The 12220-nt window shown below is 53.2% G+C and carries 12 protein-coding genes; all 12 read right to left on the bottom strand.

Going from position 1 to position 12220, the window contains the following annotated elements; translation table 11 throughout:
* Positions 1–3: 3 nt before the first annotated feature.
* Positions 4–1134 (bottom strand): efflux RND transporter periplasmic adaptor subunit, encoded by a 1131-nt coding sequence (locus tag HEQ61_RS00955; protein ID WP_168018771.1) that lies wholly within the window; start codon positions 1132–1134, stop codon positions 4–6.
* Positions 1135–1262: 128 nt separating this feature from the next.
* Positions 1263–1655, bottom strand: a complete 393-nt coding sequence (gene gloA, locus HEQ61_RS00950) for a lactoylglutathione lyase (protein WP_168018770.1) — start codon at positions 1653–1655, stop codon at positions 1263–1265.
* 20 nt (positions 1656–1675) lie between these two features.
* Positions 1676–2854, bottom strand: coding sequence for a lipid-A-disaccharide synthase (lpxB, locus tag HEQ61_RS00945; protein WP_168018769.1), 1179 nt, complete (start codon positions 2852–2854; stop codon positions 1676–1678).
* A complete protein-coding gene (locus HEQ61_RS00940; protein ID WP_168018768.1) occupies positions 2851–3693 on the bottom strand; it encodes an LpxI family protein in 843 nt (280 codons plus the stop codon). Before HEQ61_RS00940 ends, lpxB begins: the two co-directional genes overlap by 4 nt.
* Positions 3686–4489: an acyl-ACP--UDP-N-acetylglucosamine O-acyltransferase gene (lpxA, locus tag HEQ61_RS00935; RefSeq protein WP_168018767.1), complete on the bottom strand. Its 804-nt coding sequence runs from the start codon at positions 4487–4489 to the stop codon at positions 3686–3688. The genes HEQ61_RS00940 and lpxA overlap by 8 nt, the downstream gene beginning before the upstream one ends.
* A gap of 7 nt (positions 4490–4496) precedes the next feature.
* Positions 4497–4958, bottom strand: coding sequence for a 3-hydroxyacyl-ACP dehydratase FabZ (gene fabZ, locus HEQ61_RS00930; protein WP_168018766.1), 462 nt, complete (start codon positions 4956–4958; stop codon positions 4497–4499).
* Between the two features lie 57 nt (positions 4959–5015).
* Positions 5016–6035, bottom strand: coding sequence for a UDP-3-O-(3-hydroxymyristoyl)glucosamine N-acyltransferase (lpxD, locus tag HEQ61_RS00925; protein ID WP_168018765.1), 1020 nt, complete (start codon positions 6033–6035; stop codon positions 5016–5018).
* A 4-nt stretch (positions 6036–6039) separates the two neighbouring features.
* The gene (locus HEQ61_RS00920; protein WP_168018764.1) at positions 6040–6639 is read right to left on the bottom strand and encodes an OmpH family outer membrane protein; all 600 of its coding nucleotides are present in this window, start codon (positions 6637–6639) and stop codon (positions 6040–6042) included.
* Positions 6639–9005 (bottom strand): outer membrane protein assembly factor BamA, encoded by a 2367-nt coding sequence (bamA, locus tag HEQ61_RS00915; protein ID WP_245183037.1) that lies wholly within the window; start codon positions 9003–9005, stop codon positions 6639–6641. Before bamA ends, HEQ61_RS00920 begins: the two co-directional genes overlap by 1 nt.
* Before the next feature lie 57 nt (positions 9006–9062).
* Positions 9063–10169 (bottom strand): RIP metalloprotease RseP, encoded by a 1107-nt coding sequence (gene rseP / locus HEQ61_RS00910; RefSeq protein ID WP_168018763.1) that lies wholly within the window; start codon positions 10167–10169, stop codon positions 9063–9065.
* A 52-nt stretch (positions 10170–10221) separates the two neighbouring features.
* Complete coding sequence (locus tag HEQ61_RS00905) at positions 10222–11439, bottom strand: 1-deoxy-D-xylulose-5-phosphate reductoisomerase (protein ID WP_168019215.1); 1218 nt, start codon at positions 11437–11439, stop codon at positions 10222–10224.
* Positions 11439–12203, bottom strand: a complete 765-nt coding sequence (locus HEQ61_RS00900; protein ID WP_168018762.1) for a phosphatidate cytidylyltransferase — start codon at positions 12201–12203, stop codon at positions 11439–11441. Before HEQ61_RS00900 ends, HEQ61_RS00905 begins: the two co-directional genes overlap by 1 nt.
* Positions 12204–12220: the final 17 nt, after the last annotated feature.

The following is a 12220-nucleotide window of genomic DNA, read 5'->3' as shown; positions in this document are numbered from 1 at the left end:
CAATCAATCCAAGCCCAGAACGGGCGGAGAGGACAGGCGGCCATCATCAACAATCTTGATCCGCGCCCCACGAGAAAGTTTAAACCCACCAACGGCAACAACACGGTCGCCGGCCTTGATCCCTTCCAAAATCCGGACGCGGCCGTCACGACGCTCCCCTATACGCACAACGGTTGGAACAGAGCGAAGAACCCCGCTTCCATCATCTTCAACTTTATAGACTGTTTCTCCGTACAGAGAGTACGTCACGGCTGTAAGCGGCAGCGTAACCACAGCCTCGCTCTGACCACGGGATATTTCAATTCTTGCAAACATGCCCGGGCGCAGCTTCCGGTCAACATTGGCAAAACTTGCCTGTATACGAACTAAACCACTACCATCAACAGATGGCTCCATGGCGCTGAGTATTCCCTCAAATACTTGACCTGGATAAGCGACAACTGATGCATGCACGGCCTGACCAATCTTCAACAAGGGCAGAATATCTTGTTCCACACCTGCATTCAGACGCATTGCTGAAAGATTCTGTAGATTTACAAGGGCATCACCGGGCTGGACATACTGCCCAAGATCTGGACGCACAAGCCCGAGATCACCATCAAAGGGGGCACGTATAACCTTGCGCTCAATTGTGGCTCGCAGGGACTCAGCATCTGCCGTAACGGAATTGAGATTGGCCTCTGCCTCATCAAGATTGGCCTGAGAGGCCGCATCCACTTTGCGCAGACTCCGCAAACGCTGAACCGTGAGCCGCTGTAGCGTAACCTTGGCTTCTGCCGATCGTAGATTCGCTTTCTCAACGTCTGCATCCAGCTCAACCAAGGTATCATCGGCCTTGACAGAGGCCCCCGAAGAAACCCTGATAGCCTTCACAAGACCGCCAACCGCACTGGAAACCAGAACACCCTGCTCTGCCTCCAGGGTACCAATGGCTGGAATGTTTTGATCCCAATGGTCTTCGGTCGCAACTGTTACAGCTACGGCATGCTCCGGCTCCGGTAGGTTTGCCAGAAATCTGGCAATCGCTATCTCCCGGAAAAGGCCAAACCCTATAACCAACGCCAAAGCCAGACCTACCCCAATCGTGATCAAGACAGGCTTGCGCGCAACCGATTCCAGCTTAAACAAATTCATCCCCAAATCATCGGAAGAGAGAAGGATCTGAGACCCGGCCCAGATTGTAGCACCTAAACATATAAAGAATGATCAATTATGCTGTTCCTTTCTTGGGCAGACACAGAACAGCATAAGCACAGTTGATGCTACGTCTTCTGAATCAACTCTATTTTATACCCATCAGGATCTTCGATGAATGCGATCAACGTCTTGCCATGCTTCATCGGACCTGGCTCACGTGTGATACGCACACCCTCGGCTCTCAGGGATTCACAGGTTGCATAAACATCCTGGACACCCAAGGCAAGGTGGCCAAAACCAGTCCCAATCTCATACGGCTCAGTCTGATCCCAATTGTGGGTTAACTCCAGGACAGTATGGTCATCTTCTTCGCCGTAGCCAACGAACACCAGCGTAAAGCGCCCTTCAGGATAATCACGACGACGCAGCAGCTGCATACCAAGGTGGCGAGTATAAAAATCAACCGAGGCTTCCAGATTCAGGATACGGATCATAGTATGCAGAAATTGAAACGTCATACTCCGTCTCCCCTTGAAAATTACGGAACAGGATGCTGAACACCAGAAAACTCCAAGACGGCAGCAGCGGCACGATCCGCAGGATCACCATCTCCACCGGCCAAGTAGCGCAAGGATTGGGCAAATTCAAGGCGCTGCGCTTCTCTTTGCGGCGAATCATATAAAAGAGCCTGAACAACAGGCGCAATACGCTCTGATACACACTTCTCCTGCAGAAGCTCGGGCACAATCTCGCAATCACGTACAATATTGATCAAATTAACAAAGCGAAGCCGGGTCAGGCGCCTGAAGATCCACGCTGTCAGGGGAGCAACGCGATAGATAACACAATGCGGAACGTTGGCCATTGCCAACTCCAGCGTCACCGTACCCGAGGCAGCAACAGCCGCAGTTGAAGCTGCAAATGCGGCATAGCGATCCTGCTCCCCCCGTACAAGTACAACCCTTGCCGGCCAATCCGTTACAGCCTCTGCAACCATGGCCGAAACGGTTGCCACCGTTGGCACAACAACAACCAGATCGGGGCTTTTGGCCACCAAGGACGTTACAACATCCTTCAGAATAGGCAACAGACGCGACGTTTCGCTATGGCGGCTGCCAGGCAAAACACAAAGCAAAGGACTATTCGGGTCTATATTATGCCGTGCACGAAAAAGATCACCATCTCCCTTGTCCGCCCCGCTTCCAACAACAGGATGCCCAACGTGACAGCACTCCAAGCCATAAGGGCGGAACCAAGCAGGTTCATTGGGAAGAAGACACAAAAGCGCTTGTACCGTACGGGCAACTGTTTTGGCACGAGTTTCTTTCCACGCCCATACCATGGGAGCAACATAATGAATACGCCGCACAGACGGAGATGCTTTGGCAACCGAGCGCTGCAAACGGCCCGTAAACCCCCATGAGTCAACTGTAATCAGCGCAACAGGTGACTCTTGCACGATGCGATCTGTGAGACTGCGAATGATAGCAAGAACACGCGGGATACGGGGAATAACCTCGACCAGCCCCATAACGGCCAACTCAGACTGATCAACAAGACTTTCCAGCCCCTCGGCAGCCATACTTTCACCGCCAACCCCCATAAAACGAATACGTCCCCCCGTCGCCTGCTTCAGGGCAGCCATCAGGCGCGCGCCCAAGACATCGCCCGAAGGTTCGCCGGTGACAATAAAAAACAGGGGGATATCAGACGTCATGCCAGCACGTGCCCTGCTTCATCAACCCCAACAACAAATAATCCCAGCCGATCTGCTTCAGAAATGGCTTCACTACGATGAACAAGCAGGCCAGCTCCGCTCTGAACGGCCACACCGCGCAAACCGGCAGCAAAGGCAGCCCGAACGGTTTCCGGACCAATTGTAGGGAGATCTGTACGCTGCTCCTGGCCGGGTTTACGCATTTTGACAAGAATGCCTCCGTTCCCGTCCCTGCGCAAATCCAAGCAACGGGACAGCATCACATCTGTCCCTTCGACCGCCTCGACAGCCAACACAATGCCTTGCTGAACCACGACACCTTGTCCGACATCAAGAAGACCAAGGCCCCGCGCCACCTCAGCTCCCCTTATGATATCCTGCCGGGCTTGGTTATCAGGAGAATAACGGCCTAGAACCCCGCGTGGCATCACGACATCACGCAACACATCATCGATGCCGATAACCCTGAACCCCTCTGCTTCAAACTCGGCAATCACAGCCCGAAGCAAACCGTCATCGCCCAGTGCCCGTAGACCAATCCGGGCAAAAAGCCGGGCAGCACGCCAATCCGGACACAAGTCGAAAAACCCCGGACGCCGAACTGCGCCAATCATCACAACATCTGTAACGCCAGCCTTTTTCAGTGCCGCAAAACCCTCTGCGGCTGCCCCCAAGCGAACCCACGCATGAGGATGGGTGCCAACCCAAGACGGCTCAGCATAACCCTTGAGAGCCAGTACAAAATAGGGGCGGCCACCCTGACGGCACACATCTGCTGCTTGGGCAGGGAGATCACCGCTTCCCGCTACAATCCCCAGAACCACAGTATACTCACCCATGGTCCATCGGCCGACAAAACGACCGGGAGGAATCTGTATCCAGGAAACGGACAACAACCTGAACAGGCTCGCAATCCGGCCAACGAGAGCGGACATCCTCTATGCGTTCAGACAATACCCCTGTGCTGTCACCAGCCTGAAATAATATCTTGAACGCACTTCTCAGGCTATGAATATCAGCTCGCCCAAAACCCCGACGTTTGAGACCAACAAGATTCAGGCCTTCCAAACGGGCACGATTTCCCATAACCGTACCATAGGGAATAATGTCACCTTCCACACCTGATAACCCACCAACCATGGCATGGCATCCTATGCGGACAAACTGATGAACGGCAGCGCCACCACCAATAACGGCAAAATCATCGATCTCGACATGTCCACCCAACAGCACGTGATTCATAACCAGAACACCACGGCCAATCCGGCAATCGTGAGCCACGTGGCATCCCACAGCCAACATGACCTGATCACCAACAGAAGTCAGCATTCCCCCACCTTCTGTGCCAATGTTCACGGTTACATGTTCACGGACAAGGCAATCGCGCCCAATCTCAAGCCGGGACGGCTCACCCTTGTACTTGAGATCCTGGGGAGCCAGCCCTATTGAAGCAAAGGGAAAAATACGGGTACCGGACCCGATGCTGGTTCTTCCACCGATAACAACGTGCGAAGAGACAGAAACACCCTCCCCCAGTTCGACATCGGGACCTATGACAGAAAACGCTCCAACAGAAACGCCCTCTGCAAGGCGGGCAGCAGGATCAATGATTGCGGTGGGGTGTATCAAGGGCATAGTGGCATCAACTATCCATAATCATGGCCGCATATGTTGCCTCGGCAACAACGGTATTGCCAACACGTCCCTCCGCCCGGAACTTCCACACATTCTTGCGGGCATGCTCCTTGAAGACATGCAGTTCCAGACGATCACCGGGAACAACAGGCCGGCGGAACTTTGCATTCTCCACACTCATGAAGTACACCAGCTTGCCCTCTGCGGCCTCGCCCAAGGTAGCAACAACAAGAACAGCCGATGTCTGGGCCATGGCTTCAACAATCAGCACGCCGGGCATAACGGGACGCCCGGGAAAATGCCCCTGAAAAAACGGCTCGTTAACCGAAACATTCTTCACACCGACAGCCGAAAGCCCAAGACATACATTCTCAAGACAATCCACCATCAACATGGGGTAACGGTGCGGGATCATCTCCATGATCCGTTCCACATCGATCCGCTCAAAATCAACGGACGACGCTGGCATCTCTTTGGCTAAATTATTTGTCATCTCTATCTGCCCATCTATCTCAAAAACACGGCGCTAGGAGGACCGACGGGAAATCAACTTGCCCAAAGCAGCAACCTCGCGCCAGAACTCCTTGATCGGCCTGGCGGGATACCCCATCACCACCGTGCGCGCATCAACATCGCGCATCACGCCAGACTGCGCCGCAATCTGAGCACCATCACCAATCACCAGATGACCGGCAATGCCACCCTGACCACCAATAACAACACCTTTGCCAAGCTTTGTGCTGCCCGATATTCCAACTTGGGAAACGATGACAGAACCAGCCCCTACCTCAACGTTATGGGCAATCTGGACAAGATTATCAATCCGGCAACCAGACCCAATAACCGTATCGGGGCCAGAGCCACGGTCAATTGTTGCATTCGCACCAATTTCCACATCGTCCCCAATAACAACACGACCCAGCTGGGGAACCTTCAAATGCCCGGCTGCACCCATCGCAAAGCCAAAACCATCCTGACCAATACGGCAGCCCGGATAGATAATAACCTTGTCCCCCGCAACCGTGTGCGTAACGGACGCATTGGCGCCAACCACGCATCCCCTGCCCAGAACAACCCCCGTACCAATAACAGCATTGGGCCCGATGACTGTCCCCGCTCCAATAGAAACACGAGCACCAACAACAGCGCCGGCTTCAATAACAACGCCGTCGCCGAGGCTGGCTGAAGAATCAAGGACAGCTGACGGGTGGACACTCGGCCCTAGGTGGGAACCAGGGTAAAAAAGCGAGGCTATCTTGGCATAAGCCCGATATGGATCATTGCTGAATAACAGGGCAACCCCCGGAGGCGCTGCATCACGGTGCGATGGGTGCACAACACAGGCCGCCGCCTTGGTAGAGCGAAACTGAGGCAAATAAGCCCGGTTATCCAGAAAAGAAAGATGACCGGCCCCGGCCGTTGACAAAGGGGCAACATCATGTATCACCAGCTCCTTGCTCTGGTCAGAGATCTCTGCATCTGCGGCCGCAGCAAGATCAACCAGACGAAAAGGGCCAGCCTTGTTGAAGAAACGTGGGTCAGCCAACGAACTACCTCTCTCCTTCCAGCATCCCGCCGTCTTCTTCCCGATCCGCCAGCATCGAAGGATCCAACATTGAAAGACGCGGAAGATCTCTGTTCAAACGCTCCAGAACTTCATCTGTAATATCAACCCGTGGGTCAAAAAGAAAAACTTGGGACCGGTAAAAAATAACGCCCATGCCCTTTTCCTGCGCCACACCATGCACAATCTTTATTAAGGCAGACTGCACCTCAGCCATCGCCTTGGCAAAAGCACGCTCCAAAGCAGCACGCTTGGCCTGAACCTGCTTCTGGAAACGCGTCACACGCGCCTGGAACGCTTGTTGGCGGCGAGCAAACTCCTCCGGAGAAAGCGTGGTACGAAGTTTCAAGAGGGACTCATCCTCAGCCCTCAGTTTCTTCTCCTGCTTTGCAGTTTCACCTTGATAGACCTCTTGGTACCTGTCCCGGTCAGCAAAAACCATACGAGCCGCCGAGGACTCCGCCATGATCTTTTGCTGATCCAGAACACCGAAAGCATACTCCTCACGCCCTGCATAAGCCAAAGAGACCTGAAGCAGCAAGGCAAAGCAGGAAAGAGAAACCCGGACAAAATACCGCAAACACATCAGAAACGGGTTCCGAAGTTAAAGCGGAAGAACTCTGTCTTATCATAATTTTCTTTTACCAGCGCTTGGGCAAGATCGATACTGACTGGCCCCATCGGAGATTTCCAGACCAACCCCACACCAGCAGAAACGCGCGCCTTACTGGATTTATTGATCTCAGATGCAAGCACACCGTCTGGTTCGCCTGAAATACCATAGTCGATGAATGACTTGGCAGATATGCCTAACTCCTCAGGCAAACCAAGAGGAAAACGAAGCTCTGTCGTACCGGCAGCAATCCACTTGGCACCAAAGGAGTCACCCGTCAACTTATCACGGGGACCTGCACCTCCGTACTTGAAGCCACGCAGATTGTCACCGCCCAAGTAGTAATTTCTTACGAAACGAACATCCTGCCCAAGTCCTTCAACAGCACCAATCATACCCTGCTGCATCAAAACAGTATCGTCGGTAACCGAAATATACTGCTGCGCGTCGAGCGCACCCCTGACAAACTTTTCGCTGCCGCCAGCACCGGCAACATCCGTACTCAGACGCACGATATAGCCTTCCTTCGGCTCTATCACATTGTCGCGACGGTCATAGGAAAGGGTCTGCCCGACCATGGACAAAACGCTCTTTCCTTCATTAATCCGACTGGCAGATCCGGATTGACGAGCCCCACGCAAATAACGCGAAGCCGTGGCCTTGACCTTGGTAATTTCAGTTTCACTGATCGTGTAGCGAAGCCCTTGGCGCCAGTGTTCGTCGTAATCAAATCCCAAGCGTAAACCAACACCCATTTCCTTGATGTCATAAGATGACTCGCGCTGCCGATCACGCTCACGAACAAAGACATCAAAGCCAGCAGCCAAAGGACGGTCGAGGAAGTAAGGTTCTGTGAAACCAAGTTCAACTTCCTGCTTGCGCTCGGCAGCCGTTAACGAGAGCCGAACATCTTGTCCCTTGCCGAGCAGGTTACGCTCACTTAGGGATGTATTGAACAGGGCGCCATCACTACTGGACCATCCGACGCCAAACATCAGGCTTCCAGTTGAACGTTCGCGTACGTCAACCTTGACCGTTGTTTGGTCCGGCGCAGTCTCGGAAGGAACATTGGTCACTTCAACTTTTTCAAAAAAGCCAAGATTGCGGATCTTCTCGCGGGAACGCCGCAAACGCGCCGAATTAAAGGCATCGCCTTCAACAAGCTGCATCTCACGACGCACAACACTGTCAAGAGTCCGCATGTTGCCTGAGATATCGATACGATCAACGTAGACCCGCGGACCTTCCTGAATCTCGTAAACAATATCGATAACACGGGATTTGCGGTCACGTTTCACGCGTGGGCGCACATCAACAAAGGCATATCCCAAAGCACCAACAGCATCAGTCAGCGCCTGAACGGTTTCCTCGACATAATCCGCATTATACCAATCGCCCTGCTGCCCGACGATCACAGAAGACAAATCAACAGCATCCATATCCGGAAGCGCAATCTCTATCTTTTGCTCTCCGAACGTATAGCGCTCACCTTCATCGATCGTAAAGGTCATGAAAAAACCGGAACGATCGGGGGTCAACTCTGCAACTGAAGAAATGACCCGGAAATCAGAGTATCCCTGACGCAGATAGAACCGACGCAGCAGTTCGCGGTCATAGTTCATACGATCGGGATCGTATGTATCGGAAGAAGACAGGAAACGATACCAACGCTCTTCCTTGGTCGCAATCATCTCCTTCAGAAGATCATCAGAGTATTTCTTGTTTCCGACAAAATTAATCCTCTGAACGTATGTGGACGGTCCCTCATTGACCTCAAAGACCAAGTCAACGCGATTTTGCTCAAGCTCTATGACCTTGGGTTCGACTGTAACAGCAAAACGCCCGCTGCGCCGATAGACATCCAGAACGCGCTTCACATCTTCCTGAACCTTGGTTCTGGTATAAACGTGGCGGGGCCGCAGCTGCAATTCTGCCTGAAGCTTCTTCTCATCAATCCGTCTGTTACCTTCGAAAACAACGCGATTAATGATCGGATTTTCCACAACCTTCACAAGAAGGGCAGAACCACTACGAGTGATTGAAACATCGGCAAAAAGACCAGTTGCAAACAAACTCTTCAAAGACCCATCAAGACTGTCGGACCCCAGTTTGTCACCGGGACGAAGCGTCATATAGGCCTTGACTGTTTCAGCCTCAATTCTCTGATTCCCCTCGACCCGGATCTCAGAAAGGGCAACAGCAGCAGAATCCTGAATCGAAGCAGGGCGGGCATGGGCCTCGGACAGGACCAAACCGGGAGAAAAAGCGAAAGCAAGTGCCCCGACAGCTGTCAGCGTCAGCACAGGAGCCACAAGGGCGGGATAAGAACGACCAGACAAGGAAACCCCCGCACAGGAGAATGACAAAAGCAGGACAAAACAAAAATAGCCGGAGTGCTACCCCGCGATCAATCGCAGAATATCATTCCAAGTCGTGAAGATCATTAGCCCGAAGAGAAGGATAAGTCCAATCCTCAAACCAATCTCCTGAGCTTTCTCTCCCAAGGGACGACCACAAACAGCCTCCCACGCGTAAAGAACAAGGTGCCCCCCATCAAGTGCAGGGACAGGAAACAGGTTAATCAGACCCAAATTAACGGACAAGACAGCGACAAACATAATCATGCTGAGAAACCCGAGCTGCGCCGCATTGCCGGAATACTCAGCGATACGCACAGGGCCACCAAGATCCTCTACGCCCCTGGTTCCGACAACAATCTGACCAAGGGCTGCCAGTGTACTGACACTCACAGACCATGTCCGGTTCACAGCCTCAACAACAGAATCAAGCGGCCCCAGACGCTCAATACGGAACGCTGAACCAGAGGAGTACACACCCAAAACAGGAATTTTCTGTGTCTTCCCAAATCCATCGGGCATCTCCCGCCATTCTGGGACAGTATGGAGAAGCAGATACTGCCCATTGCGCAGAACCGTTACACGCATGGGAGCCGCACCGTAAACAGGCACCAGCATACGAAGATCCTCGAACTGACGAACAGCCCGCCCCTCTATGGCAACAATTTCGTCTCCAGGCTGGATACCAGCCGCAGCCGCCGGACTTCCTTCGCTGACACGATCAACCACAGCCGGCGTAAATGGTTTGCCGACAAACATGAAAACCAGAGAAAATACAACAAGGGCAAACAGGAAATTTGCTGCAGGACCCGCAAAAACAATAGCTGCTCTTTGCCATACCCGTTTAGCTGCAAAAGAACGCTCACGATCTTCAACTGCCACATCGGCAGCAACCGAACTGGAGGCATCGGCATCGCCCAGAAACCGGACATAGCCCCCTAATGGAATCAGCGATATTTTCCAGCGTGTTCCGCGCGCATCGTCAAGCCCGATGATTTCAGGACCGAAGCCAATGGAAAAGACCTCCACATGCACACCATTCCAGCGGGCAACAAGAAAGTGCCCAAGCTCATGGACAAAAACCACGACGGTCAGCGTCAGAAGGAACGGAACGAGGTAGGTGGAAAAAAATGAAAGAACATCCATGACGCAACGTATCCGTATCCTTCAGGAATTTATGAAGACCGCAATAACACCATCAACCGGGACCAGAAGCCACTCCGGATAATCGGGTCCGACACATCTGCACTGCAATCTCGCGGGCCTGACGGTCAACGTCCAGAACATCAGAAAGATGCTCTGGCTCCGGGCAGCCCGAAAAACGGGCCAGCGTTTCCTCGACCGCAGCGGCAATATCGGTAAAGCGCAAGGAACCATCAAGAAAACGGGCAACCGCAATCTCGTTGGCTGCATTAAGAACAGTCGGAGCACCACCACCCTGACACAGGGCAAGACGAGCAAGACGAAGAGCAGGAAAACGGTTCTCGTCAGGAGGCTCAAATGTCAGGGAACCCAAGGTACGCCAGTCCAGTCTGTCCGTCCGGGCCTCCATACGGCCAGGCCATCCAAGAGCAAAGGCAATCGGGATACGCATATCCGGCGCACCCATCTGCGCAAGGATAGATCCATCCTTATAAGATACCATAGAATGAATAACAGACTGCGGATGCACAACAATATCGATACAGTCTTCATTGACACCAAACAGGTGGCTGGTCTCAATCAGCTCCAGCCCCTTGTTCATCATCGAGGCAGAATCAACTGAAATCTTCGCCCCCATAGACCAAACAGGGTGAGAAACAGCCTCATCCGGAGTTACATCGCGCATCTGCTCGAGGGAGAATTGGCGGAAAGGACCACCAGAAGCCGTCAGCGTCAATTTTTCAACCTGATCCGCCACGGACTGGTCAAGAACCTGGAAAATAGCAGAGTGTTCTGAATCAACCGGCAAAAGAGTCGCACCGCAACGTACCACCTCAGACATAACAAGGCGACCAGCACAAACAAGCGATTCCTTGTTTGCCAAGGCAACAACAGTTCCTTGCCGAACAGCAGCCAAGGTCGGGGCAAGACCAGCAGCCCCCACAACAGACGACATGATCCAGTCAGCAGGCTTGGACGCAGCATCAACAACAGCATCCAATCCCGCAGCAACCTCAACACCTGTACCAGCCACCGCCATTTTAAGGTCAGAATAAAGAGCCGGATCCGCAGTCACGACAATTTCAGGATGAAAGGCACGAGCCTGCCGCGCCAAAAGATCAATGTTACGATTACCAACCAAGGCAACGACATGCCACTTTTCCGGCTTGGCAGACAGCAAATCAAGGGTGCTTGTACCAACTGAACCCGTCGAGCCAAGAATAGAGACACGACGGACATCAGCAGGCTCTGCACGGTGAACCGGGTATCGCATCACCAAGATCCCAAGCCTCCACCCAAGGCGAGAACAACCAAGACAACAACGGGTGCCGCCGCAACAAGACCATCAAGACGATCCAGGATACCACCGTGCCCCGGTATAATCCCACTGCTGTCCTTGACCCTGAAGCGTCTTTTCACAGAAGACTCAAAAAGATCGCCAACTTGGGCCACAACGGCAAGAAGAGCAGCAAGAACCGACGCAAACAGCCAGCCCGCCATATCCAGCATGAATGGCAATGCAGCACCCGTTACAGAAGCACACACCGCACCACCCAACAAACCAGCCCAAGTCTTGTTGGGGCTGATCCGCGGAGCAAGCTTGGGGCCGCCGATGGCGCGCCCAAAAACGTAAGCCCCCGTATCGGTTGCCCACACAACAAACAAGAGCCACATGAGCGTCCAGACATCCGTCTCGCCACGCAGCCAAGAAAGAGCAAGGCACGGAAGGCCAATATAAAGCACACCCATGGCAAGCCAACCTGACCGGCTGAATGCAGCAACGATCAGCGTCCCGATCCATACAAGCCCCAAGGCAACAAAGGACGAATGAGGTACCAACAGGGCAGACACAAACGTAGTTCCGGCAGCAAGCATCCCGCAACCACCAAAACGCCCCCTGCACATCCTGTCCCACTCCCAGACCATCAAGGCAGACGCAAGAGCAACAGCGGATGAAAAGGCAATATCACCAAACCAGACAGCCAAAAGAACAACAGGAGCAAGAAACAACGCCGAACAGACTCTGGCTCCTAACACGGATACCCCCACACATA

It is taken from the genome of Haematospirillum sp. H4485, from assembly GCF_012102745.1.
Lineage (GTDB): Bacteria > Pseudomonadota > Alphaproteobacteria > Rhodospirillales > Rhodospirillaceae > Haematospirillum.
This window is presented reverse-complemented; position numbering and strand designations above follow the sequence as displayed.

Excerpts from the sequence above, each read along its gene's own strand:
- HEQ61_RS00955 (WP_168018771.1), bottom strand. The coding sequence starts at position 1,134 with ATGAATTTGTTTAAGCTGGAATCGGTTGCGCGCAAGCCTGTCTTGATC.
- HEQ61_RS00940 (WP_168018768.1), bottom strand. The coding sequence starts at position 3,693 with ATGGGTGAGTATACTGTGGTTCTGGGGATTGTAGCGGGAAGCGGTGAT.
- lpxB (WP_168018769.1), bottom strand. The coding sequence starts at position 2,854 with ATGACGTCTGATATCCCCCTGTTTTTTATTGTCACCGGCGAACCTTCG.
- fabZ (WP_168018766.1), bottom strand. The coding sequence starts at position 4,958 with ATGCCAGCGTCGTCCGTTGATTTTGAGCGGATCGATGTGGAACGGATC.
- lpxA (WP_168018767.1), bottom strand. The coding sequence starts at position 4,489 with ATGCCCTTGATACACCCCACCGCAATCATTGATCCTGCTGCCCGCCTT.
- HEQ61_RS00905 (WP_168019215.1), bottom strand. The coding sequence starts at position 11,439 with ATGCGATACCCGGTTCACCGTGCAGAGCCTGCTGATGTCCGTCGTGTC.
- HEQ61_RS00920 (WP_168018764.1), bottom strand. The coding sequence starts at position 6,639 with ATGTGTTTGCGGTATTTTGTCCGGGTTTCTCTTTCCTGCTTTGCCTTG.
- gloA (WP_168018770.1), bottom strand. The coding sequence starts at position 1,655 with ATGACGTTTCAATTTCTGCATACTATGATCCGTATCCTGAATCTGGAA.
- rseP (WP_168018763.1), bottom strand. The coding sequence starts at position 10,169 with ATGGATGTTCTTTCATTTTTTTCCACCTACCTCGTTCCGTTCCTTCTG.